General features: G+C 70.2%; 21 protein-coding genes and 1 tRNA gene. 15 read left to right on the top strand and 7 right to left on the bottom strand.

The window, feature by feature from the left end:
- Window positions 1-7 precede the first annotated feature (7 nt).
- Window positions 8-310, bottom strand: coding sequence for an urease subunit gamma (locus ABEA10_RS13160; protein ID WP_329257425.1), 303 nt, complete (start codon window positions 308-310; stop codon window positions 8-10).
- A gap of 230 nt (window positions 311-540) precedes the next feature.
- Between ABEA10_RS13160 and ABEA10_RS13155 the strand changes: the two genes are divergently transcribed.
- The gene (locus tag ABEA10_RS13155; RefSeq protein ID WP_345462417.1) at window positions 541-2,265 is read left to right on the top strand and encodes a hypothetical protein; all 1,725 of its coding nucleotides are present in this window, start codon (window positions 541-543) and stop codon (window positions 2,263-2,265) included.
- Between the two features lie 91 nt (window positions 2,266-2,356).
- Window positions 2,357-2,896, top strand: a complete 540-nt coding sequence (locus ABEA10_RS13150) for an LOG family protein (RefSeq protein WP_329257431.1) — start codon at window positions 2,357-2,359, stop codon at window positions 2,894-2,896.
- A 22-nt stretch (window positions 2,897-2,918) separates the two neighbouring features.
- On the opposite strand, the gene ABEA10_RS13145 is transcribed toward ABEA10_RS13150, so the two are convergent.
- Complete coding sequence (locus ABEA10_RS13145) at window positions 2,919-3,482, bottom strand: TetR/AcrR family transcriptional regulator (RefSeq protein WP_329257434.1); 564 nt, start codon at window positions 3,480-3,482, stop codon at window positions 2,919-2,921.
- Between the two features lie 93 nt (window positions 3,483-3,575).
- On the opposite strand from ABEA10_RS13145, the gene ABEA10_RS13140 reads away from it, so the two are divergent.
- Complete coding sequence (locus tag ABEA10_RS13140) at window positions 3,576-4,010, top strand: PNPOx family protein (RefSeq protein ID WP_345462410.1); 435 nt, start codon at window positions 3,576-3,578, stop codon at window positions 4,008-4,010.
- Between the two features lie 25 nt (window positions 4,011-4,035).
- Here ABEA10_RS13140 and ABEA10_RS13135 read toward each other — a convergent pair whose 3' ends face one another.
- The gene (locus ABEA10_RS13135) at window positions 4,036-5,292 is read right to left on the bottom strand and encodes an ABC transporter ATP-binding protein (protein WP_345462406.1); all 1,257 of its coding nucleotides are present in this window, start codon (window positions 5,290-5,292) and stop codon (window positions 4,036-4,038) included.
- A 223-nt stretch (window positions 5,293-5,515) separates the two neighbouring features.
- On the opposite strand from ABEA10_RS13135, the gene dnaG reads away from it, so the two are divergent.
- The 9 genes from dnaG to ABEA10_RS13090 all read left to right on the top strand — a co-directional run bounded on the left by dnaG (window position 5,516) and on the right by ABEA10_RS13090 (window position 16,441).
- Window positions 5,516-8,335 (top strand): DNA primase, encoded by a 2,820-nt coding sequence (dnaG, locus tag ABEA10_RS13130; protein ID WP_345462403.1) that lies wholly within the window; start codon window positions 5,516-5,518, stop codon window positions 8,333-8,335.
- 71 nt (window positions 8,336-8,406) lie between these two features.
- Window positions 8,407-9,549, top strand: coding sequence for an RNA polymerase sigma factor RpoD (rpoD, locus tag ABEA10_RS13125; protein WP_329262384.1), 1,143 nt, complete (start codon window positions 8,407-8,409; stop codon window positions 9,547-9,549).
- A 238-nt stretch (window positions 9,550-9,787) separates the two neighbouring features.
- Window positions 9,788-10,909: an iron uptake system protein EfeO gene (efeO, locus tag ABEA10_RS13120; RefSeq protein WP_345462400.1), complete on the top strand. Its 1,122-nt coding sequence runs from the start codon at window positions 9,788-9,790 to the stop codon at window positions 10,907-10,909.
- On the top strand, window positions 10,906-12,126 hold the full coding sequence (gene efeB / locus ABEA10_RS13115; protein ID WP_329257448.1) for an iron uptake transporter deferrochelatase/peroxidase subunit: 1,221 nt from the start codon (window positions 10,906-10,908) through the stop codon (window positions 12,124-12,126). The genes efeO and efeB overlap by 4 nt, the downstream gene beginning before the upstream one ends.
- A 136-nt stretch (window positions 12,127-12,262) precedes the next feature.
- Window positions 12,263-12,748 carry a MarR family winged helix-turn-helix transcriptional regulator gene (locus ABEA10_RS13110; RefSeq protein WP_345462394.1) on the top strand — a complete coding sequence of 162 codons (486 nt, stop codon included), beginning with the start codon at window positions 12,263-12,265 and terminating at the stop codon, window positions 12,746-12,748.
- Between the two features lie 94 nt (window positions 12,749-12,842).
- Window positions 12,843-13,511 (top strand): nitroreductase, encoded by a 669-nt coding sequence (locus ABEA10_RS13105; protein WP_345462389.1) that lies wholly within the window; start codon window positions 12,843-12,845, stop codon window positions 13,509-13,511.
- Between the two features lie 100 nt (window positions 13,512-13,611).
- On the top strand, window positions 13,612-14,340 hold the full coding sequence (locus tag ABEA10_RS13100) for an SDR family oxidoreductase (RefSeq protein ID WP_345462386.1): 729 nt from the start codon (window positions 13,612-13,614) through the stop codon (window positions 14,338-14,340).
- Window positions 14,341-14,561: 221 nt separating this feature from the next.
- A complete protein-coding gene (locus ABEA10_RS13095; protein WP_345462383.1) occupies window positions 14,562-15,857 on the top strand; it encodes an MGH1-like glycoside hydrolase domain-containing protein in 1,296 nt (431 codons plus the stop codon).
- A gap of 116 nt (window positions 15,858-15,973) precedes the next feature.
- Window positions 15,974-16,441, top strand: a complete 468-nt coding sequence (locus ABEA10_RS13090) for a hypothetical protein (RefSeq protein ID WP_329257456.1) — start codon at window positions 15,974-15,976, stop codon at window positions 16,439-16,441.
- Between the two features lie 522 nt (window positions 16,442-16,963).
- Here the strand turns inward: ABEA10_RS13090 and ABEA10_RS13085 are convergent.
- A complete protein-coding gene (locus ABEA10_RS13085) occupies window positions 16,964-17,224 on the bottom strand; it encodes a YtxH domain-containing protein (RefSeq protein WP_345462378.1) in 261 nt (86 codons plus the stop codon).
- A 132-nt stretch (window positions 17,225-17,356) separates the two neighbouring features.
- Between ABEA10_RS13085 and ABEA10_RS13080 the strand changes: the two genes are divergently transcribed.
- Both ABEA10_RS13080 and sigE read left to right on the top strand, forming a co-directional pair.
- Window positions 17,357-17,429, top strand: a tRNA-Asn gene (locus tag ABEA10_RS13080).
- Between the two features lie 702 nt (window positions 17,430-18,131).
- A complete protein-coding gene (gene sigE / locus ABEA10_RS13075) occupies window positions 18,132-18,737 on the top strand; it encodes an RNA polymerase sigma factor SigE (protein WP_345462375.1) in 606 nt (201 codons plus the stop codon).
- 628 nt (window positions 18,738-19,365) lie between these two features.
- Here the strand turns inward: sigE and ABEA10_RS13070 are convergent.
- A complete protein-coding gene (locus ABEA10_RS13070; RefSeq protein ID WP_345462371.1) occupies window positions 19,366-19,593 on the bottom strand; it encodes a hypothetical protein in 228 nt (75 codons plus the stop codon).
- Between the two features lie 119 nt (window positions 19,594-19,712).
- Window positions 19,713-20,405 carry a molybdopterin-dependent oxidoreductase gene (locus ABEA10_RS13065; RefSeq protein ID WP_345462368.1) on the bottom strand — a complete coding sequence of 231 codons (693 nt, stop codon included), beginning with the start codon at window positions 20,403-20,405 and terminating at the stop codon, window positions 19,713-19,715.
- Window positions 20,406-20,419: 14 nt separating this feature from the next.
- On the opposite strand from ABEA10_RS13065, the gene ABEA10_RS13060 reads away from it, so the two are divergent.
- Window positions 20,420-21,826 (top strand): FAD-binding oxidoreductase, encoded by a 1,407-nt coding sequence (locus tag ABEA10_RS13060; RefSeq protein ID WP_345462365.1) that lies wholly within the window; start codon window positions 20,420-20,422, stop codon window positions 21,824-21,826.
- A gap of 24 nt (window positions 21,827-21,850) precedes the next feature.
- Here the strand turns inward: ABEA10_RS13060 and ABEA10_RS13055 are convergent, their stop codons facing one another.
- The gene (locus ABEA10_RS13055; RefSeq protein WP_345462362.1) at window positions 21,851-24,199 is read right to left on the bottom strand and encodes a GMC oxidoreductase; all 2,349 of its coding nucleotides are present in this window, start codon (window positions 24,197-24,199) and stop codon (window positions 21,851-21,853) included.

Here is a 24,199-nt window from a genome sequence, read left to right as displayed (position 1 = left end):
CCCTCGCTCACGGGATGGGCCGGTGGACGGTGACGAGCTTGGTGCCGTCGGGGAACGTCGCCTCGACCTGCACCGACTCCAGCATCTCCGGGACGCCGTCCATCACGTCCTCGCGCGTGAGCACGGTGCGGCCCGTCTCCATGAGGTCGGCGACCCCGCGGCCGGCACGCGCGCCCTCCAGGACGTACGCGGCGATGACCGCGGTCGCCTCGGGATGGTTGAGCCGCAGCCCTCGGCCGCGGCGGTCGCGAGCGAGCCCGGCCGCCACGTGGATCAGCAGGCGCTCCCGCTCGTGTGGCGTGATCAGCACACGGCGACGCTAACCCCGGACGACCTGGCAGAAGAACGGGCCGCCCGGCGACGTAACCGGAATTTCACGGGAGCAACAACGTCCGCTGGAACCGTGGAGGCGAACGCGCGGTCCAAGGACATGCCCCCGGTGTCGATCCGCGACGCGGCCCGTTCCGATCGCGCCCCGGGAACCCTCCCGGGCGATCGGTGATAAATCAGGACCGCACCCCTCGACCGTAAGGCTGCAGCATGAACTTCCTGAAGGCGCGGCTCCCCGTCCTCCTGCTCTGGTGGGCGTGGATGCCCGTGGGCGCGTTCCTGGTCTGGATCCTCCTCCGGTACGGGCTCTCCGGAATGGGGACGTGGTCGCAGTGGTGGCGGCTCACCGTCGTGCAGCGCATGTGGCTGCCCGGCGGCTCGCTGAGCCACGCCACCGGGCTGTTCTGGTTCTGGGTCGCCGTCGGCCTCATCGGCACCGCCGTCATCGCCGTCACCGGCGACGACGGTTACGCCACCGGGTTCCGCGCCTCGGTGCCCGTCGCCACCGTGGCCGTCATCGCGGCGATCGGCGTGCTGGTCGTGCCGTTCCTGCGGGTGGTCTGGGACAACGACAAGGACGAGGGCCGCTACTACAACCGGGCCACCACCTGGCACATCACCGACGGCGCGAACCCTCCCGCCTCGCTCGGCTACCTGATGCGCGGCGCCAGGCAGGGCGAGCGCGGATGCTCCTACCGCGGCGCCGCCGACGTACGGGGCTGCGTCCAGGTCGACAAGCTGTCCGGCATCGCCGCCTGGGAGGGCCGCACGTCCTCCTACGCCTCGGCCCAGCAGATGATGACCCACGCCGCCTCGCCCGCCCCGAAGGTCGACTTCTGGGAGGACACCCTCACCTACCTGTACGGGGCGCCCCCGAAACCCGGCGGCGACAGCGGGCCGGGCATCTGGACCGCGGTCCTCGACGGCTCCGGCAAGGCCACCCCGACCTACGGCATCGCGTCCTGGGACGGCGCCTCCAACACCGTCAAGGTCGCGTGCCGCTTCGCCCCGGGCGACTTCGACCGCGCCTTCCACGGCGCCCGCGGCAACAGCCTGCCCAACTGGCTCGGTGAGAAGTACCCCGACCTGCTGTGGGACGACGATGACGTCTGGGGCTACTGCCAGAACGGCAAGCCCGTCATCGTCATCCCGGTCAAGCGGCAGGTCGCGTTCAAGAACCGCAGTGTCATGACCGCCGCCGGCGTGCTGATCGTCACCGGTGACCACGGCGTCCACGCCGCCTACCGCCGTACGGTGCGAGCGGGGGACCTGCCCGGCCCCGCGTACCCCGAGAGCCTGACCGTGCTGCAGCGTGAGGCCACCGAGTGGGCCGCCGGCCGCAAGTGGAGGTCACGCGCGTCCTTCGGGTTCAAACCCACCGTCGACGACGTCCAGGGCAGCAACACCTCCGAGTACCTGCTCCGCGGTCCCGGCAACCACCTGTACTACGTCACCCCGCTGACGCCGAACGCCAGCAAGAGCCAGGCCTTCATCGCCTATGCCGTCGCCCCGGCCGACGCCGCGGCCGACGGCCGCCTCAACCCCATGGACCTGTACGTCCTGCCCGACGGCGACCCCAACGTCGCCAACCTCAACGCCCTCACGAACAAGGCGACCGACGCCGTACGCGGCGTCGACCCCACGTTCCTCAACACCGGCGGGCGCCTGGAGGAGTTCACCCCGCTCGGCGGCGACATGTGGCGCGTGTACGGGGTCCGGCGCGGGCTGACGGAGTTCTACGTCGACCTGTCCATCACCGGGCGCACCAGCCCGCGTACGGTGAACGTCTCCAGCACGCCCAACCCGGGCGGGAAGACCACCCCGACCGTGTCCGGCTGCGGAAAGCCACCGGCCCAGCTGTCCAACAAGGAACTCGCGAACTGCATCGGCGCCCTCGGCGACGAGCTGCGCCGCAGGAACGGATCCACACCCTGAGCGGACCGGGTCCCTCCGGGCGAATATCCACAGCATGAGAGGACATGTCTCATCATTCGGCCGATCGCCCGGTGGGCCGTACGGTGTCCGCATGAACATCTGCGTCTTCCTCTCCGCCGCCGACCTTTCCGAGACCTACACGCGACCCGCCCGTGAGCTGGCGGAACTCATCGGAAAGGGCGGGCACACCCTGGTCTGGGGCGGCTCCGACACGGGCCTGATGAAGGTCGTGGCGGACGGGGTGCACCGGTCCGGCGGACGGCTCATGGGAGTCTCGGTGAGCTTCCTGGTCGACAAGGTGCGGCCCGGCGTGGACGACATGGTCGTCGCGCGGGACCTGGCCGAGCGCAAGAGGCTGCTGCTGGAGAAGGCGGACGCGGTAGTGATCATGGTGGGCGGCACCGGAACGCTGGACGAGGCGACCGAGATCCTGGAGCTGAAGAAACACGGGCAGACCGACAAGCCGCTGGTGCTGCTGAACAGCGCGGGCTTCTACGACGGCCTGAAGGAGCAGTTCCGGCGGATGGAGGACGAGGGTTTCCTGCCGTGCCCCCTCTCGAGCCTGGTCTTCTTCGCCGAGGAGCCGGCGGGCGTCATGGCCTACCTCGAGGAGTCCCAGGGCGTGCGCTGAAGACCGCTGACCGGCATCGCCGTCAGCCCGCCGCGCGGCCCACGAGAGAGTGCAGCCCGGCGCGCAGGCGCCCGGTGCTCATCCGCTGGTCGGCGCGCAGGTAGTCGACGACGTCGGCGCGCAGCGCGGTGAACACGACATGGGCCAGGTAGCCCGCGTCGGCGGTGGGCTCGGCGGCACCGATCCGGCGGGTCAGTTCCTCCACCCAGAACCGGCTCGCCGGGTTCGCGTAGTAGGCGTCGGGGCGGCTGTGCTCCAGCGCGCGGATGAGCGTCCGGTTGGCGAGGACGAAGTCGAACAGGGCGTCCACGTACGCGTGCAGCGCCTCGCCGGCCGCTCCGCCGGGACCGAGCGGCGGGTCGCCGGTCGTCACCGCGTCCCGCAGCGCCGCGACCCGAGGCGCGAGCACGGCCTCGACGACCCCCTCCACGCTGCCGAACCGCCGCAGGACGGTGGCCTTGCCGACGCCGGCGGCCTCGGCGATCCGCGCGAGGGTCACCCGGCCGGCGTCGTCGCGGCGGTACAAAGCGTCGGCGGCGTCGAGCACCGCGGCGCGGTTGCGGGCGGCGTCGGCGCGTTCCGTCACGGCGGCCCTCCCTCTCTTGCCCAACCGGTCCGGCGGACCGTATCGTACTCCGCGGCAGATAAGTGGTCCGACGGACCGGTTAGGGGGGTCGCCATGGACGAGGCCGCACGGAAGATGATCGAACACCTCCGCGCACAGCCGGTGGAGCCGTACGCCGACGGCAGGCCGGTGGCGCGGGTGATCGATGTGGTGGGACGCCGCAGTGGCGCGGCCAGACCGTTCGGCGTCAACGTGACCGCCCTCGACGGCCGTCTGTACGTGTGCTCGGCGACCCGGGCGCGCGACTGGGTGCGCAACCTGGTCGCCGCGGGCCGCTGCCGCGTCGAACGCGACGGCCCGGGAGGCGCCGACACCGAACGCAGGCCGGTGATGGTCGAGGGCCACGAGGCCGCGCGCGTCCTGGCGACCTACCTGCCCCAGGTGGAGTACCGCGACCCGCTGCTGCCGTTCGCCCCGGACGCGCCGGTCGAGGAGATCCTGCCCCACGTCGGCCGCACCGCCGTACTGCGCCTGGACCCGGTGAGCTGACCGCGCGCCGGTCGTGCCGGGGGCGTCAGCGATCGACCTTGTCGACGCGGCGGCCGTCCTCGCCGAACAGGAGCATCCGCTCGGCGTCGACCGACAGGCGTACGGTGTCGCCCGCCGCGATGCCCGACCGGCTCTCCAGGCGGAAGACCAGGTCGGACCGGCGGTGGGTGCCGCCGTGGGAGACCGGGTGGACCGGGGCCTCCTCGGACGTGAGTCCTGTCGTCCGCAGCAGCCGGCGCAGCACGCTCTCCCGTCCCGTCTCCTGAGTCTGTTGTGGCTGGTCGTCGCGGAACGCCTCCGCGTCGACGAGCACCACGCCCGCCTCCACGTGCGCCAGCCACTCGTGGCCGTGGAACTCCAGCGCCCGCACCCGCCCGGAGATCAGACCGTCCGGGTCCGGGCGCATCGCGTCGGCGCGGATGCCGACCGTGACGGACGATCCGTGCTGTGACACGAGCGCGGTGGCCCGCGAGTCGGACCAGGGGAGGCTCAGCCGCTGGTCGCCGATGCCCAGGACGACGCCGTCGTTCTGGTCGGCGCGCACCGTCGCGCGGACGAGGTTGATCGGCGGGGCGCTGAGGAACGCCGCGGTGAACATCGTCGCCGGGTCGTCGTACACCTGCTGGGGCGTGCCGACGTCCTCCAGGACGCCGCGGCGCAGGATCGCGACGCGGTCGGCGAGCGTGAGCGCCTCGGTCTGGTCGTGCGTGACGTACAGCGTGGTCACGCCGAGGGAGCGTACGAGCGCGCCGATCTCCATGCGGAGCTCGGTGCGCAGGCCCGCGTCCAGGTTGGACAGCGGCTCGTCCATCAGGAAGATCCCGGGCTGGCGGATCAGCGCCCGGCCCATCGCCACCCGCTGCCGCTGACCGCCGGACAGGGTCGAGGGGAGCCGGTGAAGGGTCTCCTCGATGCCGAGCGCGCGCGACAGTTCGACGATCCGCGCCTGGGAGTCGGCGTCGTTCTCGCCCGCGACCTCCAAAGGAAACGAGATATTGCCGCGGACGTTTCGATGGGGGTAAAGGGCGCCGTTCTGGAAGACCATCGCCAGGTTCCGCTCGCGCGGCGGAAGATGGTTGGCGAGCGCTCCGCTGAGCCACAGACTGCCCGAGGTGATCTCTTCCAGTCCGGCGACCATCCGCAGGATCGTCGACTTCCCGCATCCGGAGGGTCCGAGCAGGACGAACAGCTCGCCGTCGGGTACGCGCAGGGTCAGGTCGCGGACCGCGTGGAAGCCGTCCGGATAGACCTTGTTCACCGCGTCCAGAACGACCTCGGTCATCGCTAACGACACCTCATGCTCACCGCGACGGCCGTGAATGGCCGACCGTCGCGTGCGGGATTGCGCCGCCGGGGTCCCCGTGCACCCGATGACAAGAGCCGGCGGAATCCGTTATGGCCCACCGAAGTTGAGCCAGTACACCTCGTAAGTCCGTGATTTGTCCAGTGGTCGCGAATAGTGGGGCGCGGGCTCACGTGCGGCACCGCGCGACTAGACTGCCGACGTGGCAGGCCGGATCCGTGATGAGGACATCGCACTCGTACGCGAGCGGTCACCGATCGACGCCGTCGTGGGGGAGTACGTCCAGCTCCGCAACGCCGGAGGCGGGGCCCTGAAGGGCCTCTGCCCGTTCCACGACGAGAAGTCCCCGTCCTTCAACGTCTCAAACGGCCTCTGGCACTGCCTCGCCGGCGAGACACGCGTGCTGACGTGGCAGGGGCTGCGGCCGATCCGCGAGCTGGCGGGCGGCACTCACCGCATCCTCGGGCGCGACGCCCAGTGGCACGACGCTCCGTTCTACTCGTTCGGCATCCAACCGCTCATGCGCATCGTTCTCGGACGAAACGGTCAGCGCAAGGAGATCTACGCCACCGCCGAGCACCGCTGGTTCGTCCGCGCGGGCAAGAAGCGCGACCGGCACCGCGAGCTGACGACCCGCGAGCTGAGACCGGACCACCGCCTCGCGTACGTCTTCCCGACTGCGCGTACCTCTGGCCTCGATCCATCGCCCTTTGGGATCGCGCACGGCATTACGTTCGGGGATGGGACCCGTCGTGATGCTGGAAGCATGGCATATCTGTGTGGGAATAAAGACGCCCAGCTGCTGAAATGGTTTCCGTATAGCCGAGTCAAGCAGAGGCTGGATGGCGTACTTTGCGTTTTGGATCTTCCCGCGTTCTTTAAAGATAAGCCCTCGCTCGATGAGTCAGAGTCGTACCTCTATGGGTGGCTTGCCGGCTACGTTGCCGCGGATGGGCACGTGGCCAAGGACGGTACGGCCATGTTGCACTGCGCCGATCGGGAGATCCTAGAGTATGTCCGTACCCTCTGTGCCCGCCTGGGGATCGGTACGTACGGCATCACCGAGCAGGTCAGAGAGGGGTTCCCCGGTAGGGAGCCCAGTTCGATCTTCCGGATCCACTTCGTCAACGACGACCTGACCGAGGACTTCTTCCTCATCGATGAGCACCGCTTCCGGTTCCAGTCCGCAGCGAAAAAATTCGCGCGGCGGGGTTGGGTGGTCAAGTCCGTTGAGGAGACCGGCCGGGTCGAAGAGGTCTTCTGTGCCGTTGTTGACGAGGGGCATGCCTTTGTCCTTGAAGACAATATCTTGACAGGAAATTGTTTTGGCTGTGGCGAAGGTGGTGACGCGATCGCCTTCGTTCAAAAGATCGACCATTTGTCGTTCGCTGAGGCGATCGAGCGGCTCGCGGCCAAGGCGGGGGTTCAGCTTCGTTACACCGAGGGCGGATACGTCCCCGGGCGGCAGAAAGGGGAGCGGACCCGGCTGGTCGAGGCGCACCGGGCCGCGGCCGAGTTCTACGCCGAGCGGCTGCTCACCCCGGCGGCCGAGATCGGGCGGCGGTTCCTGGCCGAGCGCGGGTTCGGGCGTGAGGAGGCCGAGCGGTTCGGCGTCGGTTACGCCCCGAACGAATGGGAGGCGCTCGTACGCCACCTGCGCGGGCGCGGCTTCAGCGACAAGGAGCTGATCACCGGCGGGCTGGCGAGCCAGGGGCGGCGCGGGCCGATCGACCGGTTCCGCGGGCGGCTGATCTGGCCGATCCGCGACCTCACGGGCGACGTCGTCGGGTTCGGCGCGCGGCGGCTCGAGGAGCGCGACGACGGCCCCAAGTACCTCAACACCCCCGAGACGCCGCTGTTCAAGAAGGGATCGGTGCTGTACGGCGCCGACCTGGCCAAAAAGGAGATCGCCCGGCGGCGGCAGGCGGTCATCGTCGAGGGCTACACCGACGTCATGGCCTGCCACCTGGCCGGGGTCGGCACCGCGATCGCCACCTCCGGCACGTCGTTCGGCGACGAGCACATCAAGATCCTGCGCCGGCTCCTCATGGACCAGGACGAGGCGAGCGGCGAGGTCATCTTCACCTTCGACGGCGACGCGGCCGGGCAGAAGGCCGCGCTGCGGGCGTTCGAGTCCGAGCACAAGTTCGCCGCCCAGACGTTCGTGGCCGTGCAGCCGGACGGGCTCGACCCCTGCGACCTGCGGATGAAGCACGGTGACGCCGCCGTGCGCGACCTGGTCGCCTCGCGGGTGCCGCTGTTCCGGTTCGCCATCCGCGCGACGATCGAGAAGTACGACCTCGACACGACCGAGGGGCGGCTGGCCGCGATCGACGCCGCCGCGCCGATCATCGCGGGCATCCGTGACCGCGGCATGCGCGACCGGTACGCCATCGACCTGGACAAGTGGACCGGCTTCCTGGACGAGCAGTTCGTGCTGCGCCGGGTCCGCGAGCACGCCTCGCGCCGGCGCGGCGACTCGCGGGGCCGCCGGGCCGTCGCCGAGGTCGCGGAGGCTCCCGCGCCGCCGGCCGCCCCGGCGTACGACCCCAACGACCCGATCGTCCGGGTCGAGCGGGAGACCCTGAAGCTCGCGGTGCAGCGGCCGGCGCTGCTCGGGCCCGGCTTCGACGCCGTCGCGCCGGACGCGATGCTCGTCCCCGGCCACGCGGTGGTGTGCCGGCTGATCGCCGAACTCGGGGGCACCGCCGCCGCGACCGGACCGGAATGGGCCGGCCGGCTGCGGGACGCCGCGCCGAATGACGAGGTCAGAGCCCTGGTCACGAGTCTCGCCGTGGAACCGCTGCGTTACAACGGACTTCCGGACGACCGATATGCCCAATCGCAGCTGTCCAGATTGCAGGAAGTGCAGGTAACGCGCGAGATCGCCAAGTTGCAGTCCAAACTAGGACGGCTGAATCCGGTCGAGCACGGCGAGGAGCATCGCCGCCTGTTCGGCGATCTCATGGCCCTTGAACAGCAGAGACACAAGTTGCGCGAGCGCGGAATCGGTTCCTTGTGAGGGAAGTGACCGAAAAATAGGTCCCCCGTTACGCGGGCACCTTGACGCACACTGTCATCGTGGGCCCTTCAGTGCTGCCAAGCGAGACGCCGTCGGTTGAGCAGGTGGCGGACCTCGTCGCACGCGGCAGAGAGCGCGGAATCACAGTCGACGATGTGGCTGCCGCGCTCGACCGCTCTGACCTTCCGGCCGACTCGGTGGACCGAGTCGTCCGGATTCTGGGAGAGCAGGGTGTCGAAGTCCTCGAGTCCAGCAGCGCGCACGAGGACTCGGCGCGCGTCGACGGAGACGATGTCTCCCGTCGCGCGCCGACGAGCGACCTGGTCCGTATCTACCTGCGAGAGATCGGCCGCGTGCCGCTACTCACGGCAGAAGAGGAAGTCGAACTCGCGAAATCGATCGAGGCGGGGCTGTTCGCCGAGGAGAAGGTGGCCGGTGCGGCCATCCTTCTTCCCGGTGAACGCGACGACCTCGAACAGCTCGCCCGCGACGGAGTCCGGGCGAAGCAACGACTCATCGAGGCCAACCTGCGTCTGGTGGTGTCCATCGCCAAGCGCTACGTCGGCCGCGGAATGCTGTTCCTCGACCTGATTCAGGAGGGAAATCTCGGCCTGATACGTGCCGTCGAGAAATTCGACTACACCAAGGGGTACAAGTTCTCGACCTACGCGACCTGGTGGATCCGCCAGGCGATCACGCGGGCGATCGCCGACCAGGCGCGGACCATCCGGATTCCGGTCCACATGGTGGAGACCATCAACAAGCTGGTGCGGGTGCAGCGCCAGCTCCACCAGGACCTCGGTCGCGAACCGACCCCCGAGGAGATCGGCACGGAGATGGGCCTTTCCCCCGAACGGGTCATCGAGATTCAGCGCGTCGCCCAGGAACCCGTGTCCCTGCAGTCGCCGATCGGGGAGGAAGACTCCGATCTCGGCGACTTCATCGAGGACGCGGACGCCGTGGTGCCCATCGAGGCCGCGGCGTTCATCCTGCTCCAGGACCAGCTCGACGGCATCCTCGGGTCGCTGTCGGACCGTGAGCAGCGGATCATCCAGCTGCGTTTCGGCCTGACGGACGGTCACCCGCGGACGCTGGAGGAGGTCGGCCGGGAGTTCGGGGTGACGCGGGAACGCATCCGGCAGATCGAGTCCAAGACGCTGGCGAAGCTGCGTCATCCGACGCGCGCGCAGATGCTCCGCGAGTACCTGGAGTAACGCGCGGGTTCGTCCTGCGGCCGTGCGCGGCCGAACGACACCCCCGGCCGCCCTTCCTCCGAGGGCGGCCGGGGGTGTTTCGCGAGGTCGTGGGGTGCTTATCCTCTTTCATGGGTCCGGTTTCCGGGGAAATGGTGAGCAAGCTCGCACCCGGTCTTCAGCCGCACGGCTTGACGAACCGAGGTTAGGTGAGGCTAAGTTAGGCAGACCTAACCCCTTTTCTCACGCTGGAGACCCCATGCGCCCTGCCCACCTGATCGCCACCGCGGGGGCGGTCATCGCCTCGCTGTCCCTGCTGTCGGCGTGCGGGAAGGACGACGCGTCGGGCGGCAAGAGCGGCGCGATCGAGGTCACCGCCACCGACTCCTCGTGCGAGGTCGGCGCCAAGAGCGGCGCGGCCGGGGCCACCACCTTCAAGGTCACCAACAAGGGCTCCCAGGTCAACGAGCTGGAGATCCTCGCGCCCGACGGCAAGATCGTCTCCGAGCGGGAGAACATCGGCCCGGGCACCGGCGCGGAGATCACCGTCACGCTCACCGCGGGCACGTACAAGGTCCTGTGCAGCGCCGGGATGACCGGCAAGGGGCCCTCCCAGACCTTCACCGTCACCGGCAAGGGCAAGGCGGGCGACCCGCGCCTGGACGCCGCCGTCGCCTCGTACCGCACCTACGTCGGAGAGCAGGTCGACGACACCCTCGCCAAGGCCAAGAAGTTCGCCGCGTCGGTGTCCAAGGGCGACATCGCCGGCGCCAAGGCGGAGTTCGCGCCCTCGCGCGTCGGCTGGGAGCGCATCGAGCCGGTGGCCGAGTCCTTCGGCGACATCGACCCGAAGGTCGACACTCGCGAGGCCGATCTCAAGCAGGGCGACAAGTGGACCGGCTGGCACCAGATCGAAAAGGCGCTCTGGAAGACCAAGTCGCTCAAGGGCGAGGGCCCGTACGCCGACCAGCTCGTCAAGGACCTGGAGACGCTGAAGACCCGCGTCGGCACCGCGTCGATCACCGCCACGTCGATGGCCAACGGCGCCAAGGAGCTGCTCGATGAGGTGGCCACCGGCAAGATCACGGGTGAGGAGGACACCTTCTCCCACACCGACCTGAGCGACTTCAAGGCCAACGTCGACGGGGCGCAGAAGGCCTTCGAGCTGCTCAAGCCGGTCGTGCAGGAGCGGGACGCCGGGCTGGCCTCCGACCTGACCGACGAGTTCGCCAAGGTGCAGAAGCTGCTGACCAAGTACGAGAAGGGCGACGGGTACGTCTCCTACGACACCGTCGGCAAGGACCAGCGCAAGGAGCTGTCGGACGAGGTGAACGCCCTGGCCGAGCCGCTGTCCAAGCTCGCGGGGGTGGTCGCCAAGTGACCGAGGTCTCCAGACGACGGCTGTTCGCCTACTCGGGTGCGACGCTGGCCGCGGGCGCCGCGGCCGGCGCCGGCCTGGTCAGCGTCGCCCAGGCCGTCGAGCAGCCCGCCGACGACGGGGCGGTGCCGTTCTACGGCGCCCACCAGAGCGGCATCGCCACGCCCGTGCAGGACCGCCTGCACTTCGCCGCCTTCGACGTCGTCACCGACGACCGCGACCGCCTGATCCGCATGCTCAAGGAGTGGACGGCGGCCGGCGCCGCGCTGACCGCCGGCCGCCCGTACGGCTCGGCCGCGGGTGGCCTGCCGGAGTCGCCGCCCGACGACACCGGGGAGGCCCTGGGCCTGCCCCCGTCGCGCCTCACCCTCACCGTCGGCTTCGGCCCCACGCTGTTCGAGAAGGACGGCAAGGACCGGTTCGGCCTCAAGGCGCGGCGCCCGGCCGCCCTCGCCGACCTGCCGCACTTCCCGGGCGACGCTCTGGACCCCGACCGCAGCGGCGGCGACATCTGCGTCCAGGCCTGCGCCGACGATCCGCAGGTGGCGGTGCACGCGATCCGCAACCTGGCGCGGATCGGGTTCGGCGTCGTCGCGGTGCGCTGGTCCCAGCTGGGCTTCGGCAAGACCTCCTCCACGACGCCGGACCAGCAGACGCCGCGCAACATGTTCGGCTTCAAGGACGGCACCCGCAACATCTCCGGCGACGACCACAAGGCGCTCGACGAGCACGTCTGGGCCTCGGCCAAAGACGGCACGCCCTGGATGGCCGGCGGGTCCTACGTCGTCGTCCGCCGCATCCGCATGCACATCGAGACCTGGGACCGCACCTCGCTCAAGGAGCAACAGGACACCTTCGGCCGCACGAAGGGCGAGGGCAACCCGTACGGTGCCGAGCACGAGCACGATCCGGTGCCGCTCGCCAAGCTGCCGGCCGACTCGCACGTACGCCTCGCCCACCCCGACAGCAACGGCGGCGTACGGATCCTGCGCCGCGGCTACTCGTTCACCGACGGCAGCGACGGGCTGGGCCGTCTCGACGCCGGCCTGTTCTTCATCGCCTACCAGCGGGACCCGCGCAAGCAGTTCGTCGCGCTGCAGAACAGGCTCGCCGGCAACGACCACATGAACGAGTACATCGAGCACGTCGGCTCCGGCGTCTTCGCCTGCCCGCCGGGCCCGCGCAAGGGCGGTTACTGGGGCGAGACGCTCTTCGCCTAGAACGCCGTGCGACCACGTTCGGGGCGTCGGCCGCGGCGTCTCAGGCGGGATCGGCGGGCGCGAGAAGGCCACGGCCGGTCGCATCTAGTTTCAAATGAAATGGTATCGAATGAACGGCCAGCAGTAGTGTGGCCTTATGGCCGCCGACGTTCCGCACCGCGCCGCCACCGCGCGTGCGACCGACCGCCCCGGGGATGAGTCGCCGTTCGCTCTCGGCCTGCTGCTGCGCCGGGCGCACGCGCGCGCGGCCGCCGTGCTCACGGAGGCGCTCCGGCCGCTCGACCTGGAGCTGCGGCATTTCGCCGTGCTGATCGTCCTGGTCAACCGCGGGCCCACGGTGCAGCGGGACCTGGCTACGGCCACGGGATCGGACAAGGCGGCGATCATGCGCGTCGTGGACGACCTGGAGCGTAGAGGGCTGGCCGTACGCAAGACCGTTCCGGGGGACCGGCGGGCGCGGGCGGTGGAGATCACTCCTCAGGGACTCGAGATCTTCGACCGCGCCCATGTTGCGGCGGAGCCGCTGGCGGAGCACCTGGTCGCCGAACTGGAGCCCGGTGAGCACGAGCGACTGACGGACCTGCTGACCCGTATCGCCGATCCTGCGGACGGTGGGGCGTAAGCGCAGGATCTAGTTACACTCAATATGGTATCGAGTGATACTATATCGAGTGTGACAAGATGGACTATGTCGAGCAGGCGGGACTTAGGCGATCATGGACGTCTATGAGGCGGTCCTGAGCCGACGGGCGGTACGCGGGTTCGTCGACCGGGCGGTCCCGAGGGAGACGCTGGAGCGCGTGTTGTCCGCGGCGGCCCGGTCGCCGTCCGGATCGAACATTCAGCCGTGGCGCGTCTACGTGCTGACCGGCGGACCGCTGGCCGAGGTCAAGAGACTCGCCGGCGAGCGCTTGGCCGCTGGAGACCCCTGGGACGAGCCGGAGTACGACCAGTACCCGACCGAGCTGAAGTCCCCGTACCGCGAGCGCCGATCCGACTTCGGCGAGAAGCGCTACGGTGCACTCGGCATTGCGCGCGAGGACCTGGAGGCCCGCCAGAGGGCCGCTTCCGCGAACTGGGAGTGTTTCGGCGCGCCCGCAGCTCTGTTCTGCTACATCGACCGCGGCCTGGGCTTGCCTCAATGGGCCGATGTCGGCATGTATCTGCAGACCGTCATGCTGCTGCTCCGTGCTGAAGGGCTGCACAGCTGCCCGCAGATGGCATGGGCGAAATATCGCAGGAGCGTCGCGGAGGCCCTGTCACCTCCGGACGAACTCATCCTGTTCTGCGGCATGTCGATCGGGTTCGAGGATGTCACGGTGGATCACGCCCGTATGGGCCGGGCGCCGCTCGACGAGACGGTCACGTTCGTCGACGGTCACTGAAGCCGCCGGCCGCCGGCTGATCACAACCCTGTCTTTCGCCGCTCCACATCGTTGTCCATGCGCCACGTTGCACACCTATCCCACCATCGAAAGGCATGTCATGAAGTTCGCAGTCATCGGCGGTACCGGGCTGATCGGGTCGCAGGTCGTCAAGAACCTCAACGCCGCCGGGCACGAAGCGGTGCCGCACTCGCAGTCCACCGGAGTCGACGTCATCAGCGGCCGGGGACTGGACGAGGCGGTGGCCGGAGCAGACGTCGTCGTCAACCTGACGAATTCTCCGACCTTCGACGAAGCCTCCCCGGCCTTCTTCAGGACCTCGATGGACAACCTCCTGGCCTCGGCTCGGAAGGGCGGCGTCGGCCACGTCGTCATCCTCTCGATCGTCGGGGTGGATCAGGTGCCGGAGCTGGACTACTACCGCGCCAAGGTGCTCCAGGAGGAGATCCTCACCGCCGGGCCGATCCCCTACTCGATCGTCCGGGCGACGCAGTTCATGGAGTTCATCGACGCCGCCATGTCCTGGACCAGCGACGGCGACACCGTCCGGTTGCCCGCCACACCGATCCAGCCGATCGCCGCCAAGGACGTGGCCCAGGCGGTGGCGGAGGTCGCCGCGGGAGCCCCGCTGAACGGCATTCGCAACATCGGCGGCCCCGAGATCTTCTCCCTGGACGAGCTGGGCCGGATCACCTTGGCCCACAAGGGCGACAAGCGTACGGTCGTCACCGACCCCACCGCCGGCATGTTCGCCGCCGTCAAGGGTGACGTCCTCACCGACAAGAACGCTCACCTCGCCCCCACCCGCTACGCCGACTGGCTTTCCTGACTCGCTCGCTCCTTCGGGCGCGCGGACCGAGGAGAGTCGGCCAGGCCCTGGCCCGCCGTGCTGATGACAAGAACTCCGCGCGGCGGCCGGGGCCCTGGTCTGTGCCGCTCGTCCAGCACCCCCATCAACAAGATCATCCTTTACGGCCGGACTACTGGATCGCCCGGTTTTCGGGCGATACAGGCATCGCCGACGGTGCGGGCGTTCCGTACGCTGTGATAATGGGGCTGCGGCTCATGGGTGACGAGGCGACCGTCTGGGCGGCCGCCGCACGCGTGCTCGACGCGAACTGGACCGGCACGGCCACGGTTCCCTCGCCCGGGCTCTACCCGCACCAGTGGAGCTGGGACTCGGCCTTCGTCAGCCTGGGCCTGGCCCGGCACCGGCCCGAGCGGGCCCGGGGCGAGCTGCTGTCGGTGTTCCGCGGGCAGTGGGCGACCGGCCTCGTGCCGCACATCGTGTTCAGCTCCGGCGTGGCGGGCAACGCGTTCTTCCCGGGGCCGGAGTTCTGGCGCAGCCGCGCCCAGCCGGACGCCCCGCGCGGCGTGGAGACCTCCGGGCTGGCCCAGCCGCCGTTGCAGGCGCTCGCCGCGCTGCGGCTCGCGCAGAGCCCCGGCTCCGGCGCGGGCGAGCACCGGGCGTTCCTGACGCGGCTGTACCCGCGGCTCGCCGCCCAGCACGCCTACCTCGAACGCGAGCGCGACGTCGCCGGGTTCGGGCTGGTCAGCCTCTGCCATCCGTGGGAGTCCGGACTGGAGAACAGCCCGGCCTGGGACCGGCCGCTCCAGGCCGTGGAGCCGCCCCTGTCGCCGTACGCGCGGGAGCAGAGCGCCGACGGGGCCGTCGCCGACCGGCACGTGTTGCTCATGCGGTCGATGCGCGACGCCGGGTACCGGGCGGAGTACCTGCGCGACGATCACCCGTTCGTCGTGGAGGATCCGCTGTTCAACGCGGTCCTTCTCGCCTCGACCCACGCTCTGGCCGAGGTCGCCGAGCTCGCCGGCGCCGACCCGGGTCCGCACCGCGAGGCCGCGCAGCGGATCCACGGCGCGATGGTCGACCGGCTGTGGGACGGCGGGTGCTTCCGCGCCCGCGACGTCCGTACGGACGAGCTCATCCCCGCCGCGACGATCTCGGGGTTCGTGCCGCTGCTGGACCCGGAGCTGCCCGCGGCGATCGTACGGAGCCTGGCCGACCTGCTGCTGTCCGCGCGGTTCGCCGGCGCGACGGGCTATCCGGTGCCGACCTGCGACGTCCAGTCGGCGGTGTTCGACCGCGGGGCGTACTGGCGCGGCCCGACCTGGGTGAACACGAACTGGCTCGTGTGGCTCGGCGCGGTCACCCACCACCTGGACGCGGTCGCGGACCTGCTGCTGGGCTCGACCCTGCGCCTCGTACGCCAGTCGGGGTTCCGTGAGTGCTTCGACCCGTTCGACGGCACCGGCCGTGGCAGCCACGACTTCAGCTGGTCCGCCGCGCTCGTCCTCGACCTGCTCGGCTCGCGGCGATGCCCATGACGTGGCGCGGCCGCCCGGTCCGGCGGGCGGAACCCCGCTCGACGTTGGCGGCGGGATCGGCGTGGATCGCCGCTCGCGCCGGTAATGGGACGTCCATGGGGCGGTAGCGTGATCGCATGCGACTGACACGGCGGCGGAATCTGCCCGACGGCCTGACCCTCGGCAGGGGAGAACGGGTTCTGGCGGTCAGCGGCGAGACGGTCGCGACCGACGCCGCGCTGCACTTCCAGGACGGCGCCGGATTCACCCGCCTGCCGTGGGAACGCGTCGAGCAGGCCGCGTGGAGGGACGGCGTCCTCGTCGTACGCGAGGTCGGCGGCGCGCGGCACTCCGTCCACCTGTCCGAACCCGGCTCGGTCCCGGAGGCGGTACGCGAACGGGTCACCGCGACGGTCGTGGTGAGCACCCACGTGAAGCTGCCCGGCGGTGGCGGCGTCCGCATCGCCGCCCGGCGCCCGGCGAAAGGCGGCGGCGAACCCCGCTGGACACTCGTCTTCGACCCGGGCCTCGACCCTTCCGACCCGGGTCTGCTCGCCCAGGCCGAGCAGGCGATGGAGGAGATTCGCCGCCAGACGGGCCTGTGAGCCTCCCTGACCGCCGACGGCGGTCGGCGGGCGCCTCCGGTGCCCCGGGTGATCTTCATGGGCTCAGTGGGGGCGCGGTGGCCGTTCGGCGTGAAGCGGGCCGGTAGAGGCCTGCGGCCGAGGGCATCGGTCCTCTTCGAGCCTGCCGGGGCGGGTCGTGGTCCGGTACGTGCCGCGTCCGCCGGATCGGCTGATGGTGGGGTGGGCCGGTATCCCGCGCCGGCTCCTTCCCGAGCGTCTCTGATCAGCTCAACGATCCCTGGTGTCGCTCAAGGATGTGCGCCGATCACCTTCGTGTCCGGGTGCCGAACGGTGGGAGCCGGCGGCCCTCGTGACACGCCTCTTCGGACGCTGGCCGGTGGGGGTCTCGGACCCCACCGAGGAGGGTGCCCGACGTCGCCTGGGCGCCGGGCGTGCGCATGACGGTTCGCCACGGGACCGCTACGGATCGCCGATCCGACCGGTGAGCCTGCCGGATCAGGAACGACCGGGTGGGGGTCCACCGGCCGGGGTGGCTTCGGGTCAGCTGATGCCGGCGGTGTCCTGGCGATCCCGGTGCATGCCGGGGACCTTGTCGTACACCTTGTCGCCCACCTTCTGCCGGGCCGTGCCGGCCAGCTCGCCGGCCCGGGCGCGCAGGATGCCGGCGGCCTCCTGGACGGTGGGGTTCTCCGCGACACGCCGGGAGAGCCGCTTGATCTGCTCGTAGCGCTCTCGCCCCGCGTGTGTGCCCAGCACGTATCCGACGGCTGCTCCCGTGAGGAACCCAAAGCGATACTTCATGGCCATCTCCTCTGCCGGTCGAGTTAGACATACCCCCCGTCCGCTCTGACAGTCGGGGAGGAAACGAGCACCCCTGGAATACGCTAACCTTGGAAGCCGTCGGGACGACCGCACGAAGCGGCCGTCGCGCGATCCTCCGTAGCTCAATTGGCAGAGCAGCCGGCTGTTAACCGGCAGGTTACTGGTTCGAGTCCAGTCGGGGGAGCCGAGGCGGGTCAGGCTGCTCGCCATCCCCTCTGGGGTGGCTTCGCCTGGGCCCGCTTGTGTTTTTCCAGGGGGGCGACCCCCTGGAACCCCCGATGCGGGGCTTTGCCCCGCGCCCCCTCCGGTGGTTGCTCGCCGTCTTCGGCTCTTCGGGTTGGCCTCTGCGTCTGTCGGCTCGGGCGATCTGGCTGGGATCTTCGGTGTGGGTTCGTGGTGTGCTGGGTCCTGCGTTGGTCGGTGGGTTGTCCAGGTCGTGACATTGGGTTGTCGTCGCGGTGGTCATGTGGTGGCTTTCGTGGCCGTCTCCTGGTGGCTGGGTGGGGGCGGCGGGGTTGGTTCTGGGATTCGCTGGGGTTTCTGGCATGGGTTTCGTTTGCCTGGGTACGTCGTTGCCTTGGTTTGCTCGAGTGTCGAGGCGCTCTTGTGTCAAAGTTCGATCACGAGTCGGTGAACCTTTTGCGGACTCCGGGCGTATCAAGGAGTGGTGAGGATGTGCGTGCCTCTACTTCCAGAGGATGAAGCGGCGGGTGCCCCTCTCCGCCCCGCGGTGGACGAGGTGCCACCCAAGACCCGTCTGACGGGCGACGTTCGAGGAGGTGCGCGCTGCCATGCTTGAGATCGTGAGACGGGATCGGCGGCCTTACATCGCTCTTACCTCCCACCCGCAAGACTCTGAAATACACACCACTCTCGGGGGTGACAGGTGAAGGTTGACTCGGCGGCATGGACGCCGCCCAGCTGGGACGGGATCGTGCGTGAACACTCCGCGCGCGTCTACCGCCTGGCGTACCGGCTGACCGGAAACCAGCACGACGCCGAGGACCTCACGCAGGAGGTCTTCGTCCGGGTGTTCCGTTCTCTGTCGAACTACACACCCGGCACGTTCGAGGGCTGGTTGCACCGCATCACGACCAACCTGTTCCTCGATCAGGTCCGCCGCAAGCAGCGCATCCGCTTCGAAGGTCTCGCCGACGACGCGGCCGAGCGGCTGCGCGGCCGTGAGCCCAGCCCGGCGCAGGCGTACGACGACCAGCATCTCGACGGCGACATCCAGACGGCACTCGACGCCCTCGCTCCGGAATACCGCGCGGCGGTGGTCCTGTGCGACATCGAGGGCCTGTCGTACGAGGAGATCGCCGCGACCCTGGGCGTCAAGATGGGCACCGTGCGCAGCCGCATCCACCGCGGTCGCGCTCAACTCCGCGCCGCGCTCGAGCACCGGGCTCCGGAGGTCCGCAGCAGCACCCCCCGACGCAAGCCCCGCCGCGTCGGCCGTCTACGCACCAACCCGGCGTTCACAACGCCCTGACGCCATGGGCGCACTCGCCCGTTGCCGGTTTGCCGGTTGCCGGTTGTGTGAGGGACACCCTCACCTGGTTCTGGCATGGTGCGGGGGCCCCTCACAATCGAGAGTTTCCGACCCCGCGCCCGGTGGACGTATGAGGGTGCCGGGGATCGGCGCTCACGCTTGGGCCTCGGTGACCGCGCCTCTCTCTGGAGCGTGGGTTCGCCGCTTCGGTGGGTCGCCGCGCGCCGCAGGTGCGCCGGCGTCCGGTCGATCAGCGCCTGCACGCCACTGCGCGGCAGCCGCCGCCGCGCTCGAGCACCGGGCTCCGGAGGTCCGCAGCAGCGCCCCCGGGCGCAAGTCCCGCCGCGTCGGCCGACTGCGCACCAACCCGGCGTTCACAACACCCTGACGCCATGTGCGCACTCGCCGGTTGCCGGTTGCCGGTTGCCGGTTGTGTGAGGGGCACCCTCACCTGGTTCTGGCATGGTGTGGGGGCCCCTCACAATCGAGAGTCTCCGACCCCGCGCCCGGTGGACGTATGAGGGTGCCGGGGATCGGCACTCATGCTTGGGCCTCGGTGACATTTCGCCTAAGGCGGCGGAGGTCGAGTGCTGGTGGGTTCGGTGGTGTCGCCGGTCGTTTTCGCGGCTCAGGACACTGTGACCGGGGGCCTCACCACCGCGTCGAAGAGATAGCCGAGCGTGTTGTAACGGGCGGTGTTCTGGGTCGTTCCCGTGGTGTCCGTCGCGCGGGCGAGCAGCGTGTGCGGGCCGGTGCCGTCGGGGTGCCGTGGGAACTCCCAGCGGAGCCACCCGCCGGGTCTGCCCGGTCCGTGCGTGCGGGCTTGTCGCCAGTTCGCGCCGCCGTCCGTGCTCACCTCTACCTGGCGGACCGTTCCGTGGCCGGACCACGATCGGCCGTGGAGCACGGTCGTACGGCCCGCGCTCAGTGTCGCGTCCCACGGTAGCTAGAAAGCACTCTTGATCACCTGGCGCGTCAGCGGCGCGCTGCCCTCGGGGGATGGCCGGGGCCGAACAGGCGGTAGTACCGCGTGTTCCACGGGGAGAACAGCGGGGCGTCGGACACCTCGATGTCGCCGACCCATTTGATCGAGGAGATGCCCACCCATGAGGGCACCACCACGCGTACCGGGAAGCCGTGGTCGGGCGGCAGGGGCCGGCCGTTCATCTCGTACGCGAGGAGTACGTCGTCCAGGGCCTTGGCGACCGGGATCGGGCGGCGTACCCGTCCGTGGTTCGTGCCCGCGTCGCCGTAGTCGGCGTCCAGGCCGCGCGGCATGACGTCGACGGCGTGTCTCGTCAGGTCGGCGCGTTCGAGCACGACCGACGGCGGAACGCCGCGCCAGCGTGCGATGCCGACGGCGCCGAGTTTCCACGCGGTGCCACTGACCTGCTGGTTCTGCTGAGTGCTGTAGAAGCCGCGGCCGTTGCCGGTGCACTCGATGAAGGCGCTGATCTCCCGGGACGGCAGGCCGAGCAGGTCCTCATAGGAGAACGCGGCGGCGCGGTCGAGCGTGGGGGAGCCGTGCAGGCCGCTGCCGAAGAGCCGCAGCCGCCGGCTCCGTACGTCGATCAGCGGCGTGGGTTTGCCTGCGGCTGTGCGCCAGGGGATCGGCCGCTTGTGGTCCCGTGGCGAAGTGGCGCCCGCCCAGATTCGGGGCCGGTCCAATAAGGTGTCCACTTATGGCGGTGATGTCCGAAGAAGTGGTGGCCGAGCTGGAACGTGCGCTGCCCGGCGGGCGGGTGGTCCGGGACGCCGACGTGCTGGCGTCGTACGCGCACGATGAGGCGGAATGGGCGCCGTACGGCCGGCCGGCGGCGCTGGTGCGGCCACGCGAGACGGCCGACGTCCGTGAGGTGGTGGCCCGCTGCGCCGCACGCGGGGTTCCGGTCGTCGCCCGGGGAGCGGGTACCGGGCTCTCCGGCGGGGCCAACGCTCTCGACGGATGCGTGGTCATCTCCTTCGAGGCGATGAACGCGGTGCTGAAGATCGACAAGGATGAGCGGCTCGCCGTCGTGCAGCCCGGGGTCGTGAACGACGACCTGCGGAGCGCGTGCGCCGAGCACGGGCTGTGGTACCCGCCGGACCCGGCGAGCGCGCCGTGGTCGACGATCGGCGGCAACGTCGCGACGAACGCGGGCGGGCTGTGCTGCGTGAAGTACGGCGTCACACGTGACTACGTGCTGGGCCTGGAGGCGGTCGTCGGGCGCGGTGACGTCGTACGCCTCGGGCGGCGGACGGCGAAGGGAGTGGCCGGGTACGACCTGGCCGGGCTGATGGTCGGCTCCGAGGGCACGCTCGGGATCATCACCGAGATCACCGTACGGCTGCGGGGAATGCGGGCGGCCGAGCGTACGGTCGTCGGGTACTTCGACTCGCTGGTCGCCGCGGGCGAGGCCGTGGCCGCGGTGGCCGCCGCCGGCATCGTGCCGAGCGCGCTCGAACTGATCGACCGGCACTGCCTGCGCGCGGTGGACGAGTGGCGCAACATGGGGCTCGCGGACGGCGGGGACGTGCTCCTGCTCGGCCGGTGCGACGCTCCGGGCCAGGCCGGTGAGGAGGAGGCCGACGCGATGCTGGGCTGCTTCGAGTCGGCGGGCGCGACGTGGACCACCCGGTCGACGGACGCGGAGGAGGCCGAGGCGCTGTTCGCCGCCCGCCGCCTCGCGTACCCGGCGGTCGAACGCCTCGGCCCGGTGCTCACCGAGGACATCTGCGTGCCGAAGATGCTGGTCCCGGAGATGCTGGCACGCATCGAACGCATCGCCGGCGAATACGACATCCACATCGCCAACGTCGCCCACGCAGGCGACGGCAACCTGCACCCCCTGATGATCACCCCCTCGGACGACGACGCCGCGCGCGTCCGCGCTCAGGCGGCGTTCGAGCGGATCGTCGACGAGGCGATCGGCCTCGGCGGCACGGTCACCGGCGAACACGGCGTCGGTCTGTTGAAGCGCCGTGGCCTGGAGACGGAGGCCGGTCCCGTCGTCCTCGACATGCACCGCGCGATCAAGCAAGCCCTCGACCCGGCGGGCATCTTCAATCCCGGCAAGGTCTTCGCCGTCGAGCCGTCGACGGCACGCTGAGCTCCTCCTCTTCGCCGACAGGACCTAAACCGTCGGGCGGTAGAGGTCCCAGAGCTCGCCGAGGAAGAAGCCGGCGAAGCGTTCGAGGGCGCTCAGGCCGTGCGGGCCGGTGGTGTGGAACGTCGTCAGCTGGCGGGCGAAGTCTTCCACGCTCAGGTGCAGGATGCCGGCGCCCGCGATGGCGGCCTCGTCGTCACCGCCGTCCGGGATGTGGCCCTCCAGCAGGCGGAAGTAGAGGGTGGTCGTGTCGGGCCAGACGCGGCTCGCCGGGTGGTGGCGGATGTCCTTCCAGCCGGAAAGGGTGCGGGGCCGGTTCTTGTCGTCGGTGAAGTGCAGGCGGTATCGCATCAGGCGGCGATCCGGTGCGTCTCCCGGCGAGAACAGGTTGAACCAGCCCCGCTCGACTTGACGCCGGCCCCCGCAGCCAGCGGCGTCAATCCATCCCTCGGCCCGAGCGGTGTGCTCGGGCTCCTTCAAGAAACGCTCCACGTCGTCGACCGTGATGGTCAGCCGGAAACCGAGCGTGCGCCCGGCCTCCCGTCCGGCTGCCTCTCCGGCTCCGGGAGCGTTCTCCCCGTCGGTGTAGAACCCCTTCATCTCCTCGGTGAACGACAGCGACGTGCGATCCGGGGAACCCCCAGGTTTCTCCGGCTCGCGCGCCCTGCCGTTCACCGTCCCCCCGACCGGGCTCACGCGAGCGTGGCCGGTCGTCTCGAGCAGGCGGGTGGACATGCGGTCCGCCAGCGCCGCGATGGTCAGTGACGGGTTGGCGCCCACCGAGCCCGGCAGCGCCGCCCCGTCGGCGATGTAGAGGCCCGGATGGCCGTACACCTCACCCCACGGGTCGCAGACCCCCTCGCCCGGATGGCGGCCCATCGGGGCGCCGCCCAGCGGATGCACGGTCACGATCCGCTTGCGGAACCAGATCGGGTTGTCGGCGTAGCGTGCGCCCAGCACGTGGGCGATGCGCTGCATCGTGGCCCGGACCCGGGTGAAGTACGCGTCGCTGGTCTCGGCGCTCCAGCGGACGTCGAGATCGCCGCCCCGCAGCCGGAGCACGCCGTCGGGCACGTCGCGGCCCATGCCCAGCAGCGGCAGCGAGCTGACCGACAGCGCCCCGTCGCCGATCAGCTCCGACAGCTCCTTGGAGGTGCGGGTCTCCGGCGCGTGGGAGATGAACCCGCGGAACCGCTCGAACAGCATCCGGACCGCGCGGGCGATCTCGTGCGTGACGTCGGCCTCCTCGACCATCCAGTCGACGAAGGACGGGTAGCCGCCGTCCTGGATGTAGGCGCCGCGGCCGGTGGCGCCGTCGGCCTCGTCGGGCAGCCTGATCGTGCTGGTGATGACCGGCCCGTGGCTCGCGTCGAGCGGGCGGATGCGGGCGCGGTCCTTGGCCCGGAGCAGGAACGTGAGCAGGTCGCCGTTGCCGGAGAACCGGGTGCCCAGCGCCTGGCTCAGCCCGGGGAACCGCTCCCGGTCGCGCAGCAGGAGGTAGGAGGTGCCGTAGGTGCCGGCGGCCAGCACCAGACGGTCGCAGGAGATGGTGTGCGGCGGCGGCTTGCGGGCCTTGTCCTGCGGGTCGTGCACGACGTAGTCGACCTCGTAGCCGCCCTCCGGCCGCGGCCGGATCGACCGCACCTCGTGCAGCGTGCGCAGGTCGGCGCCGTGGTGTTTCGCGGCGGACAGGTAGGTGTGGTCGAGGCTGTTCTTGGACCCGTCGTTGCAGCCGATGTTGCACTCGCCGCACAACCGGCAGGAGACACGCGGCGCGCCGTGCAGGTTGCCGTACGGCCGGTCGGCCAGCGGCAGGCCCAGGCCCGGCGCGGCCCCCGGCTCGGGCGCGAAGCTGACCGCCAGCGGCGGCAGCTGCCAGTCGAGCCCGAGCTCGGCCGCGGCGTCCTGCATCGCGTGCGTCTTGGGCGTGGAGGCGAACGCGGGATGGTCCAGAGGGTACGGCGTGGCACCGAGCATGGCCTCGACCGCGTCGTAGTGCGGGTCGAGCTCGGCCCGGCTCACCGGCCAGCATTCGTACCCGCCGTCGGGCAGCGCCTCCTCCTTGACGAACCAGTGCTCGTCCTTGCGCAGCAGGACGTTGGCGTAGATCAGCGAACCGCCGCCCAGCCCGCTGGAGACGACCGAGTCGAACCCGCTGAAGCTCCACACGTCGAACAGGCCGTAGAGCTGCTCGGCAGGGTCCCAGAACGCACGGCTCATCTCGGCCGGCGTACGGGCGAAGCCGCCGGGCGGGTACGCGCGGCCACGCTCCAGCACCACCACGGACCGGCCGGCCTCGGCCAGCCGGTAGGCCGCGACGGAGCCTCCGAAGCCCGACCCGACGATGACCGCGTCGACGTGTTCGGCCGCCCCCAC

The sequence above is a fragment of the Actinoallomurus oryzae genome (assembly GCF_039541955.1).
Lineage (GTDB): Bacteria > Actinomycetota > Actinomycetes > Streptosporangiales > Streptosporangiaceae > Actinoallomurus > Actinoallomurus oryzae.
The sequence above is the reverse complement of the archived record's forward strand: the minus strand, read 5'-3'. Positions and strand labels throughout refer to the sequence as shown.

What these genes read in the sequence shown, in the direction of transcription:
- ABEA10_RS13155 (WP_345462417.1), top strand. Translation starts at nt 541, where the DNA reads ATGAACTTCCTGAAGGCGCGGCTCCCCGTCCTCCTGCTCTGGTGGGCG.
- ABEA10_RS13150 (WP_329257431.1), top strand. Translation starts at nt 2,357, where the DNA reads ATGAACATCTGCGTCTTCCTCTCCGCCGCCGACCTTTCCGAGACCTAC.
- ABEA10_RS13140 (WP_345462410.1), top strand. Translation starts at nt 3,576, where the DNA reads ATGGACGAGGCCGCACGGAAGATGATCGAACACCTCCGCGCACAGCCG.
- ABEA10_RS13135 (WP_345462406.1), bottom strand. Translation starts at nt 5,292, where the DNA reads ATGACCGAGGTCGTTCTGGACGCGGTGAACAAGGTCTATCCGGACGGC.
- efeO (WP_345462400.1), top strand. Translation starts at nt 9,788, where the DNA reads ATGCGCCCTGCCCACCTGATCGCCACCGCGGGGGCGGTCATCGCCTCG.
- ABEA10_RS13110 (WP_345462394.1), top strand. Translation starts at nt 12,263, where the DNA reads ATGGCCGCCGACGTTCCGCACCGCGCCGCCACCGCGCGTGCGACCGAC.
- ABEA10_RS13105 (WP_345462389.1), top strand. Translation starts at nt 12,843, where the DNA reads ATGGACGTCTATGAGGCGGTCCTGAGCCGACGGGCGGTACGCGGGTTC.
- ABEA10_RS13100 (WP_345462386.1), top strand. Translation starts at nt 13,612, where the DNA reads ATGAAGTTCGCAGTCATCGGCGGTACCGGGCTGATCGGGTCGCAGGTC.
- ABEA10_RS13095 (WP_345462383.1), top strand. Translation starts at nt 14,562, where the DNA reads ATGGGGCTGCGGCTCATGGGTGACGAGGCGACCGTCTGGGCGGCCGCC.
- ABEA10_RS13090 (WP_329257456.1), top strand. Translation starts at nt 15,974, where the DNA reads ATGCGACTGACACGGCGGCGGAATCTGCCCGACGGCCTGACCCTCGGC.
- ABEA10_RS13085 (WP_345462378.1), bottom strand. Translation starts at nt 17,224, where the DNA reads ATGAAGTATCGCTTTGGGTTCCTCACGGGAGCAGCCGTCGGATACGTG.
- ABEA10_RS13060 (WP_345462365.1), top strand. Translation starts at nt 20,420, where the DNA reads ATGGCGGTGATGTCCGAAGAAGTGGTGGCCGAGCTGGAACGTGCGCTG.